Annotated in this window: 24 protein-coding genes; 7 read left to right on the top strand and 17 right to left on the bottom strand. The window is 35.8% G+C overall.

Annotated elements, in window-relative coordinates; genetic code table 11:
- Positions 1–217: 217 nt before the first annotated feature.
- On the bottom strand, positions 218–982 hold the full coding sequence (locus BUA76_RS11785; protein WP_072885003.1) for a glycine-rich domain-containing protein: 765 nt from the start codon (positions 980–982) through the stop codon (positions 218–220).
- Between the two features lie 112 nt (positions 983–1,094).
- Here BUA76_RS11785 and BUA76_RS11780 point away from each other — a divergent pair, with 112 nt between their 5' ends.
- Positions 1,095–1,991 (top strand): hypothetical protein, encoded by an 897-nt coding sequence (locus BUA76_RS11780; protein WP_072885002.1) that lies wholly within the window; start codon positions 1,095–1,097, stop codon positions 1,989–1,991.
- 91 nt (positions 1,992–2,082) lie between these two features.
- Here the strand turns inward: BUA76_RS11780 and BUA76_RS11775 are convergent, their stop codons facing one another.
- The 8 genes from BUA76_RS11775 to BUA76_RS11740 form a co-directional block, all read right to left on the bottom strand.
- Positions 2,083–2,826 carry a LytR/AlgR family response regulator transcription factor gene (locus tag BUA76_RS11775; RefSeq protein ID WP_083573222.1) on the bottom strand — a complete coding sequence of 248 codons (744 nt, stop codon included), beginning with the start codon at positions 2,824–2,826 and terminating at the stop codon, positions 2,083–2,085.
- A gap of 56 nt (positions 2,827–2,882) precedes the next feature.
- Positions 2,883–3,155 carry a 2TM domain-containing protein gene (locus tag BUA76_RS11770; RefSeq protein ID WP_072885001.1) on the bottom strand — a complete coding sequence of 91 codons (273 nt, stop codon included), beginning with the start codon at positions 3,153–3,155 and terminating at the stop codon, positions 2,883–2,885.
- Positions 3,156–3,269: 114 nt separating this feature from the next.
- Positions 3,270–3,563, bottom strand: coding sequence for a 2TM domain-containing protein (locus BUA76_RS11765; protein ID WP_072885000.1), 294 nt, complete (start codon positions 3,561–3,563; stop codon positions 3,270–3,272).
- Positions 3,564–3,768: 205 nt separating this feature from the next.
- Entirely contained in the window at positions 3,769–4,341 is a 573-nt protein-coding gene (locus BUA76_RS11760; protein WP_228408485.1) for a methyltransferase family protein, read from the bottom strand.
- Positions 4,338–4,661: a 2TM domain-containing protein gene (locus BUA76_RS11755; RefSeq protein WP_072884999.1), complete on the bottom strand. Its 324-nt coding sequence runs from the start codon at positions 4,659–4,661 to the stop codon at positions 4,338–4,340. Before BUA76_RS11755 ends, BUA76_RS11760 begins: the two co-directional genes overlap by 4 nt.
- A 5-nt stretch (positions 4,662–4,666) precedes the next feature.
- Positions 4,667–5,989 carry a 2TM domain-containing protein gene (locus tag BUA76_RS11750; protein ID WP_072884998.1) on the bottom strand — a complete coding sequence of 441 codons (1,323 nt, stop codon included), beginning with the start codon at positions 5,987–5,989 and terminating at the stop codon, positions 4,667–4,669.
- Positions 5,990–6,104: 115 nt separating this feature from the next.
- A complete protein-coding gene (locus tag BUA76_RS11745; RefSeq protein ID WP_072884997.1) occupies positions 6,105–6,755 on the bottom strand; it encodes a hypothetical protein in 651 nt (216 codons plus the stop codon).
- A 57-nt stretch (positions 6,756–6,812) separates the two neighbouring features.
- A complete protein-coding gene (locus BUA76_RS11740) occupies positions 6,813–9,053 on the bottom strand; it encodes a TonB-dependent receptor (protein WP_072884996.1) in 2,241 nt (746 codons plus the stop codon).
- 338 nt (positions 9,054–9,391) lie between these two features.
- Here BUA76_RS11740 and BUA76_RS11735 point away from each other — a divergent pair, with 338 nt between their 5' ends.
- Positions 9,392–9,895, top strand: coding sequence for a superoxide dismutase family protein (locus BUA76_RS11735; protein WP_072884995.1), 504 nt, complete (start codon positions 9,392–9,394; stop codon positions 9,893–9,895).
- A gap of 95 nt (positions 9,896–9,990) precedes the next feature.
- Here BUA76_RS11735 and BUA76_RS11730 read toward each other — a convergent pair whose 3' ends face one another.
- A complete protein-coding gene (locus BUA76_RS11730) occupies positions 9,991–12,120 on the bottom strand; it encodes a carboxy terminal-processing peptidase (protein WP_072884994.1) in 2,130 nt (709 codons plus the stop codon).
- A 146-nt stretch (positions 12,121–12,266) separates the two neighbouring features.
- On the opposite strand from BUA76_RS11730, the gene surE reads away from it, so the two are divergent.
- From surE to BUA76_RS11715, 3 genes are all read left to right on the top strand, one after another.
- Complete coding sequence (surE, locus tag BUA76_RS11725) at positions 12,267–13,028, top strand: 5'/3'-nucleotidase SurE (RefSeq protein WP_072884993.1); 762 nt, start codon at positions 12,267–12,269, stop codon at positions 13,026–13,028.
- A 128-nt stretch (positions 13,029–13,156) separates the two neighbouring features.
- A complete protein-coding gene (locus BUA76_RS11720; protein ID WP_072884992.1) occupies positions 13,157–13,486 on the top strand; it encodes a hypothetical protein in 330 nt (109 codons plus the stop codon).
- 119 nt (positions 13,487–13,605) lie between these two features.
- On the top strand, positions 13,606–14,325 hold the full coding sequence (locus tag BUA76_RS11715; protein ID WP_072884991.1) for a GLPGLI family protein: 720 nt from the start codon (positions 13,606–13,608) through the stop codon (positions 14,323–14,325).
- A 39-nt stretch (positions 14,326–14,364) separates the two neighbouring features.
- Here BUA76_RS11715 and BUA76_RS11710 read toward each other — a convergent pair whose 3' ends face one another.
- From BUA76_RS11710 to BUA76_RS19275, 5 genes are read right to left on the bottom strand one after another with little or no spacing between them, the layout of a single operon-like run.
- Positions 14,365–15,768: a radical SAM protein gene (locus tag BUA76_RS11710; RefSeq protein ID WP_072884990.1), complete on the bottom strand. Its 1,404-nt coding sequence runs from the start codon at positions 15,766–15,768 to the stop codon at positions 14,365–14,367.
- A 13-nt stretch (positions 15,769–15,781) separates the two neighbouring features.
- The gene (locus tag BUA76_RS11705; RefSeq protein WP_072884989.1) at positions 15,782–15,988 is read right to left on the bottom strand and encodes a hypothetical protein; all 207 of its coding nucleotides are present in this window, start codon (positions 15,986–15,988) and stop codon (positions 15,782–15,784) included.
- A gap of 11 nt (positions 15,989–15,999) precedes the next feature.
- Entirely contained in the window at positions 16,000–16,239 is a 240-nt protein-coding gene (locus tag BUA76_RS11700) for a hypothetical protein (RefSeq protein WP_072884988.1), read from the bottom strand.
- Between the two features lie 9 nt (positions 16,240–16,248).
- Entirely contained in the window at positions 16,249–16,995 is a 747-nt protein-coding gene (locus BUA76_RS11695; protein WP_072884987.1) for a prolipoprotein diacylglyceryl transferase, read from the bottom strand.
- Between the two features lie 52 nt (positions 16,996–17,047).
- Complete coding sequence (locus tag BUA76_RS19275; RefSeq protein ID WP_178337334.1) at positions 17,048–17,188, bottom strand: hypothetical protein; 141 nt, start codon at positions 17,186–17,188, stop codon at positions 17,048–17,050.
- A 122-nt stretch (positions 17,189–17,310) separates the two neighbouring features.
- Between BUA76_RS19275 and BUA76_RS11690 the strand changes: the two genes are divergently transcribed.
- A complete protein-coding gene (locus BUA76_RS11690) occupies positions 17,311–18,351 on the top strand; it encodes a GMP reductase (RefSeq protein WP_072884986.1) in 1,041 nt (346 codons plus the stop codon).
- A 3-nt stretch (positions 18,352–18,354) separates the two neighbouring features.
- Complete coding sequence (locus BUA76_RS11685) at positions 18,355–19,089, top strand: DUF1835 domain-containing protein (protein WP_083573220.1); 735 nt, start codon at positions 18,355–18,357, stop codon at positions 19,087–19,089.
- Positions 19,090–19,092: 3 nt separating this feature from the next.
- Here the strand turns inward: BUA76_RS11685 and BUA76_RS11680 are convergent, their stop codons facing one another.
- Entirely contained in the window at positions 19,093–20,412 is a 1,320-nt protein-coding gene (locus tag BUA76_RS11680) for a DUF6056 family protein (RefSeq protein WP_072884985.1), read from the bottom strand.
- A 4-nt stretch (positions 20,413–20,416) separates the two neighbouring features.
- Positions 20,417–21,160: a 3-oxoacyl-[acyl-carrier-protein] reductase gene (fabG, locus tag BUA76_RS11675; RefSeq protein ID WP_072884984.1), complete on the bottom strand. Its 744-nt coding sequence runs from the start codon at positions 21,158–21,160 to the stop codon at positions 20,417–20,419.
- Positions 21,161–21,232: the final 72 nt, after the last annotated feature.

The raw sequence follows: 21,232 nt of genomic DNA, 5'->3' as shown, positions 1-21,232 counted from the left end.
ATAAACCTCTGTTTCGGAAATCTTATACTTGAAATATTTTAAAATCAATATCAAACTGTAAAACATAAAGATAAAAATCAGATAAAATCTGAGAAAATAAGGGCCTTTCAAAGAGAATGGATTTAGGGTATTGTTGACGGCAATAAGCCAGATAAAGCTGATGATCACAGGAATGGTATGGATGAGTATTCTTTTCATTGCTTTTGGAATGTAAAAATTAATCTCCGCCGCCACAGCCGCCGCAACCTCCCCCACAGCTGCTTCCGCAGGAACTGCTGCAGCCTGAAGAGCTTCCTCCGTCTCCGTGGGAACTGTCGTTTCCGCAGCTATAAAAGAATGTTCCGTCGCCTCCTGTTTCGGTATTATTTTTATTTGATCCGTTGTTTTTAGTGAATGCTTTTATAATCAGCACAATAACTACGAAGGAAACAATCAGTATAAAAAATATTCCTAATCCGTTGTTGCTATTTTCAGAACAGGAATAAATAACGAAAGCACCAAGAACCAAAAGCACAATTTTACCGAAGTATGATTTATTATTCTTGTTGGAAGGCTTTACATCAGGCTTCCAGATCTCTTCCGGCGGTTCCTGCTGAAAGATTTCACGATAGCTTTCTAAGGTTTCATTAAACCACATTTTATGTTTTTCATTTTCCTTTTGCCCTCCTTGCGACGGATGATGATGCAGTTTCCTTTGCAGAATACCGGGACAGAATTCTTCCCAGTAATTTTGGGTATACACCAAATGCAGATGCCATACTTTATCAACAATTTCACTCGGTGAAGCCCCGTTCGGCAATGAACAGCAGAGATAAACGAACTTTTTGTATTCTTCGATCGCTTTCGCCGTAAAGGAGTTCGTCCAGTTTTCTTCTTTCGCCAGTTTTTTAGAAAAGGGAAAATCAGCATCCGGATGGTCTAATGAAAAATTCTGAAGCCTTTTCCAAAGCGGATCATTCTGTAAGATGAATTTTGTTTCCATTTGTTTAGATTTTGTTTCTATTCAAATATCGCAGGAAACATTCATATAAAAGTCTTGCAATGGTATTATTATGTTTTAAAATAATCTTATATTAGTCTTATAATTTAACTTAATGAAAAAAGAAGATCTGCAGCATTTAGAAAAACTGATGAATTTTCTGGCCATGCACTTCCTGAAAAAAAGCCATTGGGAAGATGTTTCCAAAACTGAATGGTCTTATATTGTTGATGAACTGAATGACCTCATCAGTGCTGAAAATCAGGGAAAAGGGATTAAGAAAGATCCCGATATTTTAGGCTCCAATTATCTGTATGAACATATCATCATTAATAAATTAAAAAAATACAGTCAGGATAAAAATGCGGTTATCAGCAAACCGAATCTTGCCAAATTAAGCCAGATTGTAAGGGTTTTAGGATATTCCAATTATATTGATTTTATTAATTCCAATACGGAATCATTTAATTTTAATGATTTGCGGATTGATATGAATAATGTAAAGCCCAATACGGAACTGCTGGATAAATTGGTCGGCTGCTGGTATTCTTACAACAGAAACCTTCCCGAAAGTCCTCTTCTGGCTAAAGAAGACCGCATCTGGAGATCTGCCACAGAGATTTATAAATCCGAAACTTCGGGAGAATATTTCATTGAAAGAAGCGGTGGCGACCGTCATAAGTATTTTGGCAAAGTGACGGCTTATTCAGATTATGTTTTTATCATCATGAACAGCAATACGTTCATTCGGCAGCGTCATTTTATCTCAAGGATAAAAGATATCAAGGAAAAGCTTAAAAATCCAGAATACAAGCTCCATGAATTGCATTTTATAAGTACGTGTATCAGTTTTAACCAGGAGCCGATTGCTCTTTTCGAAATTTTTCAGAAAGCAGACCGGAAGACATTCATTACCGATTCTATCAGCTTTCCGATTGACAGTGAAGAAATCCCGCCTTCTATTGTAAAACAGCTTGAAGATACGGAAGCTAACCGGATTGATTACAAGTAGTTGGTGGTTTTCAGTTTAAAGTTCAGGGTTTAAAGTTTTTAGGATAAAAGAAAGTCTATTCTCTTTTCTCTATTATCTTCCTATCCTCTTACTAACTCACCAGCCAGTCTTTAAAATCCTTCACACGGTCGCGGCTTACCGTAATTTCTTCTTTAGGCTGAAACTCCAGTTCTACTTTATAGTTGGGCGAGGTGTGGATATTTTTAATATAATCTGAATTGATGATAAACTGCCGGTTCACCCTGAAAAATTTTTTATCATCCAAGATATCTTCCAATTCATCCAATGTAAAATCTGAAGGAAAAGCACGTTCCTGGGTCTGCAGATACACAATTTTATTTTCACTGTAAAAGCAGCTCACTTCATGAGTCTGTACAATTTTAAGATTGTAGCCAATCTTTACCAGAATCCTGGAAAGCGTTGTCTTATCTTTCTTGATTAACTGCTTTATTTCCTGTGAATTAACAGAATTTTCCGAAGGAATGAACGATTTGAATTTTTCAATGGCCACACCGAGATCTTCTTCCAAAATAGGTTTTAAAAGGTAATCGATGCTGTTGAGTTTAAATGCTTTCAGGGTATATTGATCGAATGCCGTTGTATAAATGATAAAAGCTTTGGTAGGGATTTTTTCAAAAATATCGAATGACAAGCCGTCTCCCAGTACAATATCAGAAAAAATAAGCTGCGGATGTTCGTTTTCTGAAAACCAGGCAACACCTTCTTCTACAGATTCTATTTTGGCAACCAATTCAATATCAGGAAATTCACTTAGCATTCTTTCCAATTTCCTTGAAGCCGGTTTTTCGTCTTCGATAATGACTGTTTTTATCATTTTTTGAGTTCCAGATTTAGTTTTAGCATTTAAAAATAATCAAAAGTTATCAGTTTCTAAAACTGAATCGGCTCTTTTGTTCTTTTCATTTCTTTTTCGATGATGCCCTGTTCCCATTCCGAATCGAAAATGAACAGCTTTACGGCTTTAACGGTTAAAATAATTCCCCAGATTGTCAGGATGATTGATCCGTTCCAAAGTGAAAGGTGAAATCCTTTTTTAAAAATATCATCTGCGAAAATGATTGCGGCAACTATTCCGAACCATAAGAGGTTTTTATAGAATTTTTTTAAATCGTGTACTCTCTGTTGTGCCTGATTGTAGTTCATTGTATTAATTTTTAAAGGTTGTTTGAATAAATGTAACATTAAGAAATTCAGTTAATTATTTTTAAGCCAACTGACATAATTTAATTTCAGTGAAAGTTTTAATAATAATAAAATTTAAAGTGTTTTTGTATTTCTTCTTTCTTCTTCCATCAGTTCTCTGATCTTTTTTTCTTCCCAGTCTTTGCTTATCCCGAAGGTATTGGCTGCATGCGCTGCAATTCCGATTCCCCAGCCTAACATTGGCCATAAAAACCATAAGTATTCCGGTGAAGTGATAAGGTTTAACACTGCTAAAAATGAAATAACCAGGCAATAGGAAGTAAGATTTCCATAAAATCCTTTTAATTCTTTTACTCTTCTAGATGCCTTTTGGTACGCCAGTTCTTCTTTGTTGGTGAAAGTTTCCATAATTTTTATTTTTAAGATTAATTGTTTGTTTTTGTTTAGACAAATGTAGGAAGGAAACAAGCCTTCAATCAATTTTATGTGACCGAACCGTAGAATATTTATTCTGAATTGTAAAAATCCCGACTCAATGGAGAATCGGGATTTTGTTTTCTTTGGTCTAAAGCGTTACGATTAAATAAATTTCTCTCGCTGATATTTAATGAGATTAATAAATAAACGGAATTAATTTTCTTGTTTTTCTTCGGTATTCCAGGTATTCTTCCCCGAACTGCTCAATTAATGTTCTTTCTTCAACTGTAATTCTGTAACTGAAAGCAATAAACGGTATGGCAAATGCCAAAATCAGTGAAAACAAGTTGTTTAAATACAATCCGAGACCAACTGACGTCAGCAGCGAAAAAGCGTAAGAAGGATGCCTTACATATTTGTAGAAGCCTTCTTTTTTAATTTTGTGGTCTTCCCGTATCGTTACATCAACGGTAAAATATTTTCCTAATGACCGGATGATGATAAACCTCAAAATAATTCCTGTCCAGACAAGAACGACCCCTGCATAATAGATCCATTTTTCACCGGAAATCGGAAATTTTATGAGGTATGAAATGGTTACAGACGATGCAATGGATAGCGGAATAGCCAGCCACAGAATATTCAGGGTAGACTGGTCTTTTCCTTTTTTGTCATTCTGCCCTGATTTTAAAATATTCTTATAAAGAATTTCACTTAAAAACCAAGCTCCCATAGAAGCGGCAAACAAGATCTGTAGTGTTTCCATCATTTGTTGTATTTATTCTGTGCTGCTTTTTCTTCTTCCATCAGTTTTTTTATTTTCTTTTCTTCCCAGTTTCTTCCTAAAATAGCTCCCGGTACAAAAACATTGATGGCATAACCGATAAGCCCGATTCCCCAGAATAAGGGAAGAGAAAAGTATTTCAGGTGCCAGATGGTCTCTCCCGGCTTTAATTGCCTGTAATTCATGATCAGGATAAAAATATTCACGGCGAAATAAACAAACGCAAAAACATAGAAGTTCTTTATTTTTTTGACGCGTTTTTCCGCTTCTTTGTATCTGATGTCATCTTTGCTGATAGGATTCATGATATTTAATTTTTAAAATGATTCTGTTTTTCTAAAATTTCCCGGATTTTCTTTTCTTCCCAGCTTTTTCCAATGGCAAAGACACTCATTCCGTGAGCAACCAACCCGATTCCCCATCCCAGCATCGGCCAATAGAACCAGATATTGCGAGGTGAAGTAATAAGGTTAAGAATAATTAAAAAAGGAATGATAATGCAGTAAGAGATCAGGTTTCCGTAAAAGCTTTTAAGCTCTTTTACTCTTTTCTGTGCCCTTTCGTAAGCCTGGTCTTCATCATTTGTCTTTTCGGTGACAACATTTGGTTTTGCAGACAGTACCGGAAGCTTTACTTTAAAGTAATCTTCAGATTTTTCAATAAAAACATTTTTCTTTGTAAGAAGAGCATACCGCTGTACAATATTGGCCAGCCCTATTCCGGAACTTTCTTTAATTTGCTCCCGTACCTGAAGGTTATTTTCAATACACAGCGTGTCATTTTCGGAGTAAATTTTAATGATAAGCGGTTTTGATGATGTTGCAAAATTGTGCTTGATACAGTTTTCCAACAGCAGCTGAAGCGATAACGGAACAACAAATCGTCTGTAGTCTTCTTTTTTAACATCGAAAATAAAATCCACACTGTCTTCAAATCTTGTTTTCAAAAGTTCGCAGTAGGTTTTTGCAAATTCCAGTTCATCTTCCACCGTTACCAATTCTTTGTCTTTCTGTTCCAGAACATATCTGTAAATCTTTGACATGGAAGCGGTAAACTTCTGGGCCTGTCTTGGATTTTCATCAATAAGGGAACTTAAAACATTAAGGGAATTAAATAAAAAATGCGGATCAAGCTGGTTTTTAAGACTTTCAAACTGGGCATTGGCAGATTTTGCGATAAGCTTCTGCTCCACCACTTCCTTTTTTGAAGTCTTTTTCAGCTCTTCCATGAAACCTTTTGCGTGGAGGAAAGCTGAAATCAGCAATGCAATATTAATGGTAAACCAGTTGATATAATTGTATTTCCCGGTAAAATATTCTTCTGTAGTGGCTGCTTTCTGGAAAACGACAAAATTCATGTAATTACAGAAATACACCAGAATGATATTAGCCGATAAAATGGAAACAATGCTGATTACAGCCCTTTTCGTAGTTGCTTCCGACCATGGGAATTTCTTGTTGAGAAAGTCATTGATCAGCCCGTTTCCTGCACCTAAAACAAAAGAGTACATGGATGATATGGCAATGGTAAGCATAAAATTCTCCAGGGTTTTCTCATCTGTAAAAACAAAAAAGAAAAACATGGATGTTGCCAGTGATATCCAGCATAAAGTGATAAAGTTCTTTCTTTTCATAATCAGTTTCCCTGCCTCAGTTTGGGACTTCTTAAAAATATTAAAAATTATTTTTCACAGAAATGTTTTCCTGTGTGAAAATCAAAAGCCTCCTCCTGAGAGAAGGCTTATGAATTTATTTTGCGGCTCCGCTTAGAAAATATTCTGCTTCGGCTTTCCCCCAGTTCGGGTCTAAAGCGGTCTTCGGTTTAAATGTTTTGAATTTTTCGAGTGCTTCCTTAAACTGCTGAAGTCCTTTTTCTTTGCTTCCGCCGTATTGTTCAGGAGTAAAATAGGTGTCTTCTGCTTTAATGAGGGCCACTCTCGGATTATTCGGATCGAGAGTTTCCGCTTTCTTCAGCTCTTCCATGGCTTTCATTCCGTCTGTCATGTATCGTTCTGCTGGATTTTCCATCATTCTCAGGGAATAGGCCATTTTTCTCAGAAGATGTATTTCAGAATTGTCTTTCCCGGCAATGGCTTCTGCCTGGTCAAGGTATTTATCGGCAGCATTGGCATTTACTGAAAGCTCAGACATTTTACCGGACTGCATCTGCATTCGCCCTTTCTGAAGGTAAGCCAGTGCGGCATAATAGGAAGGCAGCCATTGCTTTGTTTCTTTTTTCCCGATTCTGTCGAAATCATTAGCCAATGCCTGAAACTGATCGACAGACATGGTCGTTTCGAGTTTTGTAATTTTATCAGACATTATTTTTTCATAATCTGCCTGAGCGAAAGCGGTTAAGCTCATCATACTTAAAGCGATGGTAAATAGATATTTTTTCATTTTTCTAATTTTTTTTAAAGTTAATAGTATTGTCTTTAAATATATTTTTTGATTAATTTATAGATTATTATTAATAGCATCCTGTGTTTTATCAACTCCAAAGCTGATGAAAGCTCCTATAAAAACAAAAGTATTTACCGGAGGTACCACTGCGGAGCTTCTGCTTCCATCCATTGAGAAATTATAGCCGTATACATTTTTTGAACCCAATATATTAGAAACACTCAGGACAAGCACCGTAAATGCTTTCGCATCTTTCTTCCCTAAATTCGGCAGATAATTAACACTGAAATTCAAGGCATTGTAATCTTTTAAACGACCTTCGTTTCTTACAAAATATTCCGGTTCGCCATTTACATTCTGTGTTGCAATATCATAATACGGACGACCCTTAGCATAGGTATAAGAAAGGTTAAAGCCTGTCTTCCATTTTGGTACAAATCTTTTGGCTACAGCCGAAAGCGTATGTTCGGAGGCGAAGTTGGGTTTTAAGCTTACCGGATAATTCATAAAATCCCTTTTGGAATCCAGGTAAGAATAACTGATCCAGTAATCGATATTTTCAAATGTTTTTTTGTCTCTCCAGAATAGTTCCAGTCCTTTTGCAAAACCGTAGCCATTATTGTTATCCGCAGTTTGTACATATTGGTTCTGCCCTTCAATATAGCTTAGGTTTTTGACTTTAATCAGGTCATCATATTTTTTATAAAAGGCTTCAAACCTGAGGCTTCTGCCTTCCGATGTTCGCTGCACCTGGAAAATATAATGCTGCGCTTTCTGAAAATCCAGCTGAGCCGGTCCGTTGATGTATCTGCTTTCCGGATTCTGATAAAAAATACCATACGCGAAAGAGGTAGTCCAGTCTTTTGCAAAACGGTAGGCTAAAGCCAGACGCGGAGCAATATTGCTTTTTTCAAGATACGACGAGTATTCTGCTCTTACTCCTATTTTGGCTGACAAATGATTGCTGAATCCTAAGTCTGTTTCTACAAACGCAGAAGAAATCAGGTCTTTGTAATGTTTCTGAACAAATTCATCAAAGCTGAGTTTTTCACTGGTTCCGTTTAATTCAAATCCTCCGCGAAACGCACTGATTTTATTTACTTTCCTTTCTAAAACGGTTTTAAAATTAATATAATTCCCATCCGTTAAAAGTTTTGTTTTGCCATTTTCAACATCATTCTTTTCGGTTGAAAAATCAAGATCCGAACGGTTGAAGGAATAAGAAGTTCCCACATTTAGCAAATATTTCCCGAACTTTTGTTTGAATGACAAATTGTGATACGTGTTTTTTCCTTTTAATTTTACCAGAGACCAATCATACTCTTGCGGCTCCAGGCTTTGGGTCTTTACTCCCATCCTGTTGGAATCGTACATCCCGTAATATTTAAAGAAACCTCCGGATTTTGTTTTGATTCTGAAATTAAAATCACCGTTGAAGCTTTGGGGAGCTTCTAAGAAATTGGTATTGAAGTTAATAGCATCCTGCATCAGCTTTAGATTGGAATATCCTACGCTTGCCCCGAAAGATGAATTTTTACTATCCGTAAGCTTTTGAAATCCTGCATTTAAGAAGATGGGTGAAACGCCGACATCGTAAGAACTCTGATCCGGAAGATCGACACTTTCCAGCATCAGTGCCCCGGAAAGCGCCTGTCCGTACAGTGCAGAATATCCGCCGCTTGAGAACACATTTCCTTTAAAAAGTGAAGTATTGAAACGATCTCTTCCTGCAATTCCCGGAACCGAATTCGAGAAATAATTATTGATAAGGCTTCCATCCATGAAAATCCTGGATTCTGTTCCTGTGCCGCCACGGATAAAAAGACCTTCTGTTTCACCTACTTTCTGAACACCCGGAAGATAAGTTAACGCCGAAGAAATCTGTCCGTCTGCTCCTGCGGTTGTATAAATATCAATCGGGGTGAGAAGTGCCGTCGCTCTTTTTTTATCGCTCGCCTCAATAGAACCTGCCGATACGACAACGGCATCAATTTCATTGATCTGCTCCTTCAGCTCAGCATTCACGGAAACTTCCTGATTTTCAATGAGAATTGATCTTTCTACTTCGATATATTTTGGATGCGTGAATATCAAGCTCTTATTACCTTTTTCAGAAGTTTCAAAAGAAAAGTTTCCGTTGGAGTCTGTTGTTGCTCCGTCGTAGGTGTCTTTTAAGGTTACATTTACCTCAGCAACGCCTTTATTTTTATAGGTTACCCTTCCTGAAATCTTCGTCTGTGCCATACTTAACGCAAAAGATAAAAGAGTAAAGAGCAATAATAGTTTTGTTTTCATAGCTTATATTTTCGGTTCAAAAATAAGATGAAATTTTAGTGAAGATAAATTTTTCTTACCGAACGGTAGAATTTGATTTCTGAATGGTTGGTTTGGTCTGAAGGCAGGGAGCGCTGCTTTTTGTCATGATTAAACCACCCCGTCAAAAATTTTCCTGAATTTTTGCCACCCCTCCAAAGGAGGGGAATCTCCAACTATTGGTTTTTATTTTTTTTGCTTAGTTATTATTTAGAAAAAGAATCTTTTACTATTATTTTCAAAAAGATCCTGAAATCATAAGGCCTATCCGTAAATGTTTTGTTAATTTTAACCTACAATCACTTAAATCATTTAAAAAAATGAAAGCTAAAACATTATCATTACTGGCAGCAGGTGCCCTATTTGTAGTTTCGTGCGGAACGACAAACACTTACCAGGTACTATCTAAAAGTAACACGCAAACCGGCGGAACGGCAAAATTTACGCAAAAGGGAAATGAAGTTGTGATGAAGCTGGATATAACCAATCTTACTCCGGGAATTCATGCGGTACATATTCATGAGAAAGGAGACTGCTCTGCAGCGGACGGAACTTCTACAGGAGGACACTGGAATCCTGCGAAGGACGATCACGGGAAATGGGGAGCCGAACATTTCCACATGGGAGATATCGGAAATCTTACCGCTGACCAGAACGGAAATGCCATGCTGACCTTTAAGACCGACAAATGGTGTCTCGGATGTACAGATGAGTCTAAAAACATTATCGGAAAAGGATTGATTATTCATGCTTCGGCGGACGACTTTCATACGCAGCCTACGGGAAATGCGGGAGGAAGAGTGGGATGTGTGGAGATTAAATAATTACTGCTTATTCAATAAAAAAACCGTTGCCTTCGAGAAGAACCTCAAGCAACGGTTTTTTTGATTTTTGTTATCGGTTGTACCGGTAAATTTATTTAAGATTTTACGTTCATATCGGCAATAATGTTCATGGCTTCCTGAAGGTAAAGGTCTTTTTTCAGATTTTTGATCCAGATTTCAGATTTCTTTTTGAAAGCTTCGTCTTTTTTCTCTCTTTCTATTTCACTAGGATACATCACAAACTGAAGTCCGTTTTCAAATTTAGTTAATGATTTGAATTTTTCAATCTGGGCTTTTCTTTGTTTTGTAACCTCATTGAACTTATCAATATTCAAAGTAATAGATTCTTCTTTATCCAGTTGTTCTCTCCATTGTGCAGATTCCAAAAGAAGCTGGTATTTGGCATTTTTAGCCATCCTGTCGGCACTTGCTTTTTCCAAGGCCTGAATATTGAAATAATTAAGCTTCTGGAAATTGGTGGAAGGAATTTTATCCCAAGCCAAGGCATAATCATCATATCTTTCCCCTATTTCAGCATAGGTAAAGAAATCTTTCATTTGTATATCGGAAACAATACCTTTTCTCTGAGTAGATTCACCGGTAATTCTATAAAACTTTTGGATGGTAAGCTTTAAAGATCCGAAATCATCTTCCGTATTCAAGAATCTGTTAAGATCCACAAAAGTCTGAACCGTCCCTTTTCCGAATGACTGCGGAGAACCTATAATCATTGCTCTTCCGTAATCCTGCATTACCCCTGCAAGAATTTCAGATGCAGAAGCGGAAAGCTCATTTTGCATGATCACCAACGGACCTGTCCAGATCGGTGCTTCCTGTTTATTTTTTAAGGTCTGAATTTTTCCGTTACCATCCTTTACCTGAACATAAGGCCCTGCATCCATGAAAAGCCCCATAATATCTCCTACTTCAGTAAGAGAACCTCCTCCATTATTTCTAAGATCCAGAACAATCCCTTCAATATTCTGCTGTTTCAGCTTAATGATCTCATTTTTAATATCATCAGAAGCATTTCTGCCATTAACATCTTCAAAATTAGCATTGAAACTCGGTAAGTTAATGAATCCGTATTTTTTACCGTTCGGAGAGTTTACCACAATACTTCTCGCAAAAGTATCTTCAATGGCTACTTCTTCCCGGATCATGGTTACGTCTTTTATTGTTCCGTCTTTCTTCTGAACCGTAAGGGTTACCGGTGTACCTTTCTCCCCTCTAATCAAACGTACCGCTTCGTCGGAAAGCATTCCCACGACATTGACAGCGTCTTCCTTCGGCTTGGATTTTACTTTTAAAATTTTATCTCCTTCGGAAAGCTGTTTGGACTTCCAGGCCGGGGCACCAATGGTAAGCGCACCTAGATAAAGATTTCCCTTTTTTTCTTGAATAATAGCTCCAATTCCTATGACTGATCCTTTAAATTGTGTATCAAAATCTTCTTTGTCTTTCGGTGAATAATAATTGGTGTGCGGATCGAAAACTTCGGTATAGGCATTCATATAAACGGTAAACCAATCCATTTTCTTTCTCTTTTTGAACCTTGTAAATGTTTCTTTAACAAGATCTTTTACCTCATCCGTTGCTTTTTTAATTTTCTGATCCTGCGCTATAGGCTCGTACTTGATCGTATCTTTCAGCTTGTATTTCTGAACAGAATCTTTCTTTTCCTTCTGCGCTTCCTCTTTGCTGTTCATGGATTCAATTTCCTGAAGAATATTGTATTTAATGAATTTTTTCCACTCATTATACATTTCCTCTTTGCTTGCAGGTGCTTTTTTAATTTTCGGCTCAAGGATCAGAGATTCGTCTTCATGAAGGTTGATCGGTTTGCTGAAAATATCCTGCGTCATTTTGTCAATTTCATCTGCACGCTGGTATAATCTGTCAACTGTAAGTTTGTAAAAGGTAAGATCTCCCAAGTTAATATAATCATCAAGTTTGGTTTCGTGCTTTGCGAATTCATCCATATCCGATTGCAGGAAGTATCTTTTACCCGGATCTACCAATTCGAAGTAATGCTTATAAACATCTTTTGAATACGCATCGTTAATAGGTTTTGGGCTATAGTGTAAATAAGAAAGTGTGTTTTTTACGCTCACCATTATCGTCTGCATCTTTTCATCATCATTTTTAGGCGAGTTGAAACAAAACATTAGACTTGTTAATGGAATGAGGAGTAAAAATTTATTTAGCTTAAAATTTTTCCACATAAATCTGTAATGTATTTTATTAATTTTTTAAAAAAGTATTTTAATAAGTTGTAATTTTTAATTAACTGTTACAAATTATCAAATTTAATACCTTCTTTATAAATATCAGATAGTTTTAAGTATTTTTGTTAAAATTAAATTTTAATATGGAAAAACCACTTATTCTGGTTACAAATGACGACGGGATTACAGCACCTGGTATCAGAAATCTTGTAAGTTTTATGAACGAAATCGGAGAAGTCGTTGTAGTAGCACCTAACTCTCCACAAAGCGGTAAAGGTCATGCCATTACCATCAATTCTACCCTCAGCTACGAAGAAGTGCATCTGGAGGGCCCGCAAAAAGATTTTTCCTGCAGCGGCACCCCTGTAGATTGTGTAAAGATGGCTCTTGATAAGATTTTGCCGAGAAGGCCGGATATTGTGGTTTCCGGGATCAACCATGGTGCCAATTCTTCAATTAATGTGATCTATTCAGGGACAATGTCTGCAGCGGTAGAAGCAGGTGTAGAGAATCTCCCGGCTATCGGATTCTCATTGCTGGATTTCAGCTGGGAAGCAGATTTTACACAGGCGAAAGAATATATTCAGAATATTGTTAAAAGAACATTGGAAAATCCAATGCCAAAAGGCGTTGTTCTAAATGTAAACATCCCGAAACTTCAGAAGGAAGAAATTAAAGGGGTGAAAGTCTGCAAACAGGCTCATGCCAAATGGGAAGAAAGCTTTGACGAAAGGGTAAATCCTCACGGTAAAAAATATTACTGGCTCACAGGATACTTTAATAATATGGATGAATCTGAAGATGCAGACGAAACAGCTCTGGCGAATGGATACATTTCCATTGTACCTGTAAAATTCGATCTTACGGCGTATGAGTATATGGACACATTAAAAAAATTATTCTAAATATGGTGATTTTTATATAAATTATTAATTTTATTTTTTATTTTTGGTGTATTAAATATTTAATACACCTAATAGGGTATAATGTGTATAAACTTTAACCCATATTAATAATAATTTTTATAACTATCATGAAAAAATTTTTTTTATCAGCATTTTTAGGTATTGCTAGTTTTATGAGTGCGAATACTGGAATTGTAAAAAATACACCTTCAATAATCATTGAAGATAAACCTTCTATAAAAGAAACTACATTTAGAGGAATAGAAAGGCCTTCTCCTGATTATGACTACGAATATGGTATGGGGGCAATTCAAACAGCAAACGGAACTTGTTTCGTATATGGAACATATATATATTTAAAGAGTGATCATAATTATTATACATTTGTTCCAGCCCAACCAGGAACATATGTTGGTATGGAGCCAACGTGTACTGGTTCAGGTACAGGTATGGCTTAATTATTAAAATTGATCACATACATATTATGGGGCCATGTTATTACTTAATGATATGGGCCCTTTTTTATTTCATTCTTAATATATAAATTTTTTACTTATTTATTTTAACAGTATACAATATGTATAAGCATAAAATCACATACTTTCTATTTTTTTTTAGTTTCTCATTATTATCTTCACAAATAATAAATTTTAAATCAAATATTCAAATTATTTATAATCTTAAATACAAGTCGAATTTAAGAGAAAATAAATTTGATAATGATATTGTCTGTTTATATTTGGGAGATAAGCGTTCTATCTTTCAAAATGAAAATAAATTTAAAATCGATTCTATCATAGCAAATCAAAAAATAATTCAACTTCCCGCAGGTCCTATGTTTAAAGTAAACCATGTTATATTTAAAGATTTTGATAAAGGTGAAATGATATTTAGTGAATTAATAGATAAAATAAATATTGGATATATGGAATCTATTCCAATTATGGAATGGAAATTAATTGACGAAAAAAAACAAATATTAGGCTACAACTGTCAAAAGGCAGAAACAACATTTCGCGGAAGAAATTATACTGCTTGGTACACAAATGAAATCGGTATTTCTGATGGTCCATATAAATTTTCTGGTCTACCTGGATTAATTCTTGAAGTTTTTGATAATGATAATAATTTTCATTACAGTTTATTACAAATAATATCAAAAGATAAAAATGTTATATTTAACAAGTCTGTCAAATATATTGATAGAAAAAAAATGCAGCAAATTAAAATTAATAATTTAATCAAAAATTCTAACACTAATTCTACATTGACTATAAATCCTATAGAGAAGAACTAAATTAAAATATATAATAATCGATTAATAAAAATATACAGATTAGAACAAAACTCTATCCTCCTTCCTTAATTCCTCCAAATACTTCCTTTTATCATCCCTGTAAAAAAGATTCATGGTTTCAAAAGGAATCATTTTCAGGTCTTTATTGACGATATGAACGCAGGATTTCTTTACCGCCCGTACATCAAAATCATGGGCATCCATAAAGTTCATGATGATAATTCTGAACAGGTTATCGTAATCCAGATTGGGTGCGGAAACGTCAGGAAGACAGCACAATAACTGGTTCACTTTAGGTTTCACTTTATCTACAGAAATTCCGGTGCTGAAAATATCCAAAAGCTGCATCTGCAATCCGGTATCCTGTTCGTAAACAATGGTATTTCGGGTTTCATTATTCAGGAGATCAGCAGGATTGATGTATCGTGTTAAAGGAATGGTTTCTCCTTCCAGTTTCAGAATATATCCCATGGCCAAAGCATCGGGATTACACGGAACCGGAATAATATCATCCGAATTGAGAAGCGGAAATTGGTTTAATATTTCCTGTCTTACTTCGGTAAGGGTTATTTTTTCGTGAGCAGAATCTTCCCGGTTTCTTCCGGCAATTTCTACAGGCTGAAAGGTAATTCCGCGGACACATTTCTGTTTTAACGCAAATTCAATAATTTTTCCGATTTCGTCAATATTTTTACCTTTCTGAAGAACAATTACGAGTGTTGTTGAAAGATTCAGGGCATTCAATTTTTCCAACGCTTTCAAACGGACATCCGTCAAATCTTTTCCTCTGAAATCTTCAAGCACTTCCGGTTTAAAGGAATCAAACTGAAGATAAATTTCAAATTCCGGAGCATAGGCAGCCAGTTTTTCTGCAAATCCCGGATCATTGGCAATCCGCACCCCGTTGGTATTCAGCATTAGATGTTTAATCGGTTTCGACTTCGCAATATCCATGATTTTAAAAAATTGTGGATGAATGGTCGGTTCTCCTCCGCTGATCTGCACAACATCCGGTTCACCTTCATTTTTAACAATAATATCAAACATGGCTTCAATCTCTTCCAGACTTCTGTGGCTTCCATAATGCGGAGACGACATGGCGTAACAGGTGGGACAGGTAAGATTGCATCGATCCGTTACTTCCACAATGGAAAGGCAGCTATGTTGTTCATGATCAACACATAAACCACAATCGTAAGGACAGCCATATTCTACGTCGGTTCCAAAATGTACAGGAATTTCTGATGCTTTATTGTAATTTCTTATGTTTTTATAATACTGAACATCAGAAGCAATTTTTGTTTTAAAAAATCCGTGATCGGGACATCTTTTCGTCATGAAAACAGCTTCATCTTCTATAATGATCTTTGCGCCTACTCTTTTCAGGCATTCCGGGCAAAGACTGATGGTATAATCGTAATAGGTATAGTTTCTAACGGGCATAATAATTCTTAATTTATAAAATTCCTCCGCAAATCATTCCGCTAATTATCAAACAGATAAGCATGGAAATAGTGACGGTTTGCCAAAATTGCTTCTTTGAAAAATTTTTATTCTTCCAATGAAAAATAGCTTCAGTAATTTTTCCAACTATAAATGAAATTCCAAAAATAGTTCCTCCGAATATAAAAAGTGCTGTTATTATTAAAATCAACAAATCCATTCTTACTGTTTTTACATTCCTCCACAAACAAAACCGCTGATGAGCCCTCCCACAAGCATTGATATCAAAACGGTCTTCCAAAACTGTCCTTTTGAAAACTTTTTTTCATTATTCCATTCGTAAATAATCTGTACAAAAGCTGCTACAAAAACTGATATAACAAAAAGTACAACTAGAACAATAGCAATAACGAATATAACTAATCCGACGAGATCCAGATTCCCAACTTCAAGTAATGTTAGTAGTTTCATGAGTTTTATTTAAAGTGAATTTACAACTTTTGTTGATCTGAGCTTAAAGAAATAGTAAAAAATCACGGCAACACAAACCAACTGTATGGTTCCGACTCCTGCAGTGATTTCTACCTTAGGCTTGATAAAATCCAGCATAAATCTGAAGCTGAAGTAACAGATCATAAATAACTGAAAGATAAATCCTGATGGAAATTTATTTTTATTCTTAATTATTTTTAAAACAATCCACAAAACAATAAGGAAAGCAATTTCATATAAAGCAACAGGATGTCTCAGATACTGATCTCCCAGATGCATTCCAAAAAAAGAATCTGTAGGGATACCGTATGTTTCTTCATGAATTCCTGTGAGGAAGCAGCCTATTCTCCCGATAATCATTGCCAGAATTAATGGAAAAACAATCAGATCTCCTGTGCTTTCTTTATGGCCGACAATTTTTTTTGCCCATTCTACTCCAATTAACCCAAAAGCCAGTCCGCCAACAATCGTATTATTTGTCCAAAATCTTTTGAAGCTAAAATTTTCAAAAAGAGTGTATGGATTTTCCAAATTTCCAATAAGTTTGGAACCTATTAAGGCTCCCGCTGTAGCTCCTATTAAAACAGCTGCAGAAGTATTGAAAGACATCTTTTCAGCGGACTTTCTTTTTAAATAAAAATAATAGCGCATACCGATGAAAATTCCTGCCGCTTCAAAAAGCGGATGGGCGAGGATTGTTTTACCAAAAATGTTAAAGGTTACAGGAAAATCCATGGCTTCAAATGTATTGCTTTTTTAAATATATATACAGGAATTCTTCTTAATTTCATACGAAATTCATTTCCTGATACTGATGATCAAGCCTTTCGGCATGATTAACCAGCTTTTTTGGCTCATTAATGACCCTATTCTCATTGACATCCGACCTTTTTGCTTCGTTCTTGATGCTTTTTAGGTGATTAATCATATTTCTTCTTGTAAATTGGTTGCAGAATATAGATTTATAAGGAATTCCTATTAATCTAAGCGAGTTTTAAGATTTACAATCAATCTTTTTCCTTATTTTTATTTAAATATAATTTCCAAATTATGAGAATAGAATATGATATAAAGCTGGGTTTCAAGGATGTAATGTTCCGTCCGAAACGTTCTACATTAAAATCCCGTTCTGAAGTTGATCTGGAAAGAGAATTTACCTTCAGGCACACCCGAAAAAAATGGAGCGGTGTTCCCGTAATTGCCGCTAATATGGATACGGTAGGAACCTTTGAGATGGCGGTGGAGCTTGCCCGGGATAAAATCATTACCGCAGTTCACAAACACTATACACCTGAAGAATGGACTGCTTTTCTGGATTCGCAGCCGGACAGCATCTATCAGTATATTGCATTGAGCACCGGAACCGGTAAATCTGATGAAGAAAAGATCCGTATCATCCTTGAAAAGCATCCTAAAATCGAATTTCTCTGTATTGATGTAGCCAATGGCTATTCCGAGCATTTCGTTGAATTTGTGAAGAGTGCAAGAGCCAATTTCCCTGATAAAATCATCATTGCCGGCAATGTGGTTACCGGAGAAATGGTGGAAGAACTTCTTCTGGTAGGTGCCGATATTATTAAAGTGGGAATCGGTCCGGGATCTGTATGTACAACCCGCGTAAAGACCGGTGTGGGATATCCGCAGCTTTCGGCAATTATTGAATGTGCCGACGCAGCGCATGGATTGAAGGGGCATATTATCGCAGATGGCGGATGTAAAGTTCCGGGAGATGTGGCTAAAGCTTTTGGCGGTGGAGCAGATTTTGTGATGTTGGGCGGGATGTTTGCAGGACATGATGAAAGCGGCGGTGAAATTGTTGAAGAAAATGGAAAAAAATTCCGTCTCTTTTATGGAATGAGTTCCAAGACGGCGATGGATAAACATTCCGGAGGTGTTGCAGAATACAGGGCATCGGAAGGAAAAACCGTAAAGGTTTCTTATAAAGGTCCGGTTTCGGAAACGGTAAAAGATATTTTGGGAGGGGTACGATCTACCTGTACCTATGTTGGAGCTTCAACGTTGAAAGAATTGTCTAAAAGAACTACTTTTATCAGAGTTCAGGAGCAGGAAAACCAGGTTTTTAAAGATTAGCATTTGAATACTATATTTAATATAACCAACGGAGATTATCTTGCTGGGAAACTGAAGCAAACAGCAATTTCCGGCGAGATAATAATCTGTAGAGAAGCGTTAGTTACAGGACCTCTGCAAGCTGATTATCCTGATGAATTATGGAAAATACGGGCAGCATTTATTTCCGAAAATTATTCTGATGAAAAAGTGAATTACTATCAGAAGGTTGTTTCGGAATTTGAAAAAATGAAAAATATTCCTGCTCATTCTGAAGTAAATCTCTGGTTTGAAGATGATCTTTTTTGCCAGGTAAATATGTGGTTTTGCCTGACCTTACTTCCCAAAGACAGAAACATAAAAATTTACAGAGTTTTTCCAAAAAATTCATCAGGAAATAATTGGGAAGGATTTTCAGATTCAAACGATGTGGATTTACAAGAGGCCTTAGAGTCAAAAATTTTATTTTATCAGAAAGATATTGATCTGGGGTGCGATTTGTGGAAAGCATATCAAAGTAATGACCGCAATACATTAAAACAGCTCTCTCTGCATCCATCAGACTGCTTTCATTTTTTGCAGAAACTAATAGATGCTTATCAGAATATTAATCCGGAAACTTTTGTCAGAAATTTAATGCAAGACGGAACAATGAATTTCATTGCTGTTTTTGAAAAATTTCGAAATGAACTGGGAATTTTCGGATTTGGAGATCTTCAGGTAAAACAGTTTTATGATAAAATTCTCGGAGAAAAATAAATATTATTTCGTCCTGATGTATTTTTTGTTAAAATATTTTTCCAGCTGCATGCTTACATAATCTCTGTTCTCATTTACAGAAGACATTTCATCAAAATATAATACAAGAGGCACTGTTTTTATTTTATCTAAAACAACAGAATCTGACGGTGCTGTTTTTAAAGTATGGATTCTTTTGCTTATTTCTTTGTCATAAGCTCTTAGATCTGTATACAATATCTCTTTAGCAATGGTATTAATATTAAAGCTGAGATTGAAATTTTTGTATTTTTCAGGAAAAAAATTGGTTTGTGGGAGCAAAATAAAGATCAGGCTAAAAATCCAGCATTTTTTGATCCAATTAATTTTTGCATAAATGATTACTGATGAACTTAGGAGCCAGAAAAAGATAATATTTTCGAACTGTCTTCCGATACTGTTCATGATAAATCCTAAGAACAGCAAGGGTAAAAAAGAAATCATCCAGAACATTATACGCTTTTTGAAATCATACCGGACTGCTATTTCGGCCACTTCTTTTTCAAAAATTTTAATAAATAATGGAATTATAATAGCTGTTTTAATAAAAATATAGCTTGTATCTGCGCCGAAATATATGATTCTTTTAAACCATTTCAGGTAAAAAGCATCCTGAGATTCCGTCATTCTCTGAAAATTTCCCGGAGCAAGAAATGAAATTAACAGGCCTGATAATCCAACAATTAACATTGTTCTTGCTCTGGCCGACTTATTTTGAGTATTCCAATATACAATAATCCCAAATACAATCAGTGCAAGAATTTCATTGGAGCCCATTAAGATAAAAATAAACAACAGAGCCATGTAATACCACATACTTTTACTTGTATCGTTATATTTCTTGCAGAAAAACACCAAAAGTCCCGATATAATCACCGGCAAAAAATAGATATTAGATCCGGTAAACCAAAAGAGATGCTCCGAAATATTCGTTAAAATAACAGTATAAAATAAAAATAAGACGAGCCCTCTACCGATAGTGTGAAGCCAGGAATATTTAAAAAACTCTTTGAAATTCAGCGCTGAAACAACTATAAAAGAAAAAATGAGAAAAACAGGATAAATTTTAGGCAAAATATTTTCCGGATCTTGAGAAAGCGGAATCAGCATATTGTAGCCATATCCGAAATAGCGCCCTCCCCAATTCAGGTAGAATTCCTGCATGTTTCCAAGAAATCCTAATTTTTTGGTAGTATACGCATAAATATAATCATCGGTCTGATATACATTAAAATAAGAAATATATACCAGACCGATGATCAATATGATTGATAAAAGTGCAGTAACAGAATATACTGACTTCATTTTTTTATGTTAATAAACCACCGTCTACATTCAAAGTCTGACCTGTGATGTACGATGCCATTTCACTTCCTAAAAATACGCAGGCATTGGCAATATCTTTTGTCTGACCCAGTTTTTTCATAGGAATTGCTTCGTTCCATTTGTCTTTTGCTTTATCATCAAGCGCATCCGTCATTTCAGTCTGGATAAAGCCCGGAGCAATCGCATTGCAGCGGATATTTCTGGAACCCAATTCAAGAGCCACCGATTTTGTAAATCCGATAACACCCGCTTTTGAGGCTGCATAATTCGCCTGCCCCGCGTTTCCGCTGATCCCCACTACGGAAGTCATATTGATAATTGATCCTTCTTTTGCCTTCATCATCGGTTTGATTACCGCTTTTGTAAGATTAAATACAGAATCCAGATTTACTTTGATTACCATATCCCAATCTTCTTTTGACATTCTCAGCAGCAGATTATCTTTTGTGATACCGGCATTGTTGATCAGGATATCAATTTTCCCAAATTCTTTCAGAACTTCTTCTACCAGTGTCTGAGCGGCATCAAAATCTGAAGCATCAGACTGATATCCTTTAATTTGAGTTACAGAACTTAAAGTTTCTTCTAATTCCCTAGCTTTATCAACAGATCCGGCATAAGTGAAAGCGATTTTTGCTCCCTGCTGGGCATACATTTCAGCGATTCCTTTTCCGATTCCTCTTGTAGCTCCCGTTATTAGCGCTACTTTTCCTTCTAATAGTTTCATATATGACAATTATTTTCTTTAACTAATTAGCCTTTTGAAGGTTGGCTAATATATACATTATTTAATTTTATA

Origin of the sequence: Chryseobacterium takakiae, assembly GCF_900129385.1 — a bacterium.
Classification (GTDB): Bacteria; Bacteroidota; Bacteroidia; order Flavobacteriales; family Weeksellaceae; genus Chryseobacterium; species Chryseobacterium takakiae.
This window is presented reverse-complemented; position numbering and strand designations above follow the sequence as displayed.